The 1568-nt window shown below is 36.3% G+C and carries 3 protein-coding genes; all 3 read left to right on the top strand.

Annotation, left to right across the window (positions count from 1 at the left end; all coding sequences use genetic code 11):
• A partial coding sequence (locus tag IM273_RS21965) for a hypothetical protein (RefSeq protein ID WP_193055633.1) occupies positions 1-493 on the top strand: 493 nt, incomplete at its 5' end.
• Positions 494-595: 102 nt separating this feature from the next.
• Positions 596-1033 carry a tol-pal system YbgF family protein gene (locus tag IM273_RS21960; protein ID WP_193055634.1) on the top strand — a complete coding sequence of 146 codons (438 nt, stop codon included), beginning with the start codon at positions 596-598 and terminating at the stop codon, positions 1031-1033.
• A gap of 89 nt (positions 1034-1122) precedes the next feature.
• Positions 1123-1568: SMI1/KNR4 family protein (locus IM273_RS21955; RefSeq protein ID WP_193055632.1), on the top strand; the 446-nt coding region annotated here is incomplete at its 3' end.

Below are 1568 nucleotides of genomic sequence, written 5' to 3'. Positions count from 1 at the left end.
AGTCTATACAGACGATGAGAATGAAACTTATTTTCCTGTAATTTTAAATGGTGAAATTCGTTTTTTTTATAGCCATTTGACTTTAAATGACCACCCAACATTTAATGGTGCCTTCTTTATACAGATTGTTGAGCCCCAAGAGCTAAATGAAATGTTATCAGGCTGGCGAGTTCAAAATGATACGGCTTGGCACGATGATTATGTAATCTTTGCAGAAAGAAATGGAGATGTTCTTTTTTGTGAAACCAAAAATATGACCTCTCCAGTTTATGGTAGTATCCAAAAAAGAAATTTCATTATTTCCAATTCCTTAGCTGACTTTTTGGATGCTTTTTGTTCTGCAATTGAGATAGAACAAAGTAAATATGATGGTGATGCTACAGATGATGATTTTAATTTCAGAAAGGACTTTCTGGAAGACATCGATTTAATGCTAAAAAGCAAGCTTGAGGATGTTGAGGCAGAAGGTTTTAAATATTTCTTTTTTGGTTAGTTAACAATCAAAACTCACTCTTTTAGAGACCTCATTGCTTATGAAGGCATTTATCGCTGATATCCCTTTTATATAGGCAAGGAGGTCTCTTTTAGAATGATAATGAATAAACATATGAAAAATGTATGCTATAAATTCGATGAAAAAAGAGTTACATCTCTTGTTGAAAAAGGAATAGAGTTTCACGACAACCTAAAATACGCCGAAGCTTTAGAGCGGTACCGAAAAGCCTGGCAAGCTCTTCCTGACCCAAAGTTCGAATCGGAACTTGCTAACTGGATCGCTGCGTGTGTGTACAGCGCTTATTTTGACCTCACGGATTATGCGGAGGCGAAGAAATGGGGAGAGGTGACGTTACGCACTCGTGGATCGGATATAGACACTGCGCCCTTAATCGACCTCGGGATGGTCTGTTACGAGTTGAATCAATTTGATGAAGCGTATAAATATTTTAACGATGCTTATAACTACGGCAAAGAGCGTGCGTTTAAGCATAGGCCTAAAAAATATCTTGAATTTTATTTATGCAAAATAACGTGAAGGCCTCGCTGTATTACGTTACTTAGACAGCTAGAATAAGCGTTTTCCACGTAATTTCTTACGAAGAATCGTCATTAAGCTACATACTTATGAATAATATCATTAACTGTGAAAAAAAGATAGGACGTACAGATATTGCTAAAACGGAAGAGAAATTATCTATTACTCTTCCGGATGATTTCGTTTCACATTATCTGCAATTTAATGGTGGCACTCCAGAGAAAAGTTGGTGGGACGGTGATGAAGATTTTGAGCCTATAGAGGTTGCTGCGTTTAAGTCATTTGTTTATAATGGTCAGACAAATGATGATCCTGGATCTTTTATTGACAGTTGCTATATCAGCATGGTGGATAGAGAAGTGATTCCTCAAAACCTGCTTCCTTTCGCAAATGATTGGGGAGGGAATTTTTTCTGCCTGGATTTAGATAATTACTCAATTGTATATTATGCTTCAGATTCTTTTGATGAGGATTTGACTATGCAAGAGAATCACACAAAACTTCAAAGATATCTGACAAATTCATTTGCTAACTT

The sequence above is a fragment of the Enterobacter cloacae complex sp. P13B genome, from assembly GCF_014895915.1.
In the GTDB taxonomy this organism is placed as follows: Bacteria; Pseudomonadota; Gammaproteobacteria; order Enterobacterales; family Enterobacteriaceae; genus Enterobacter; species Enterobacter bugandensis.
The sequence above is the reverse complement of the archived record's forward strand: the minus strand, read 5'-3'. Positions and strand labels throughout refer to the sequence as shown.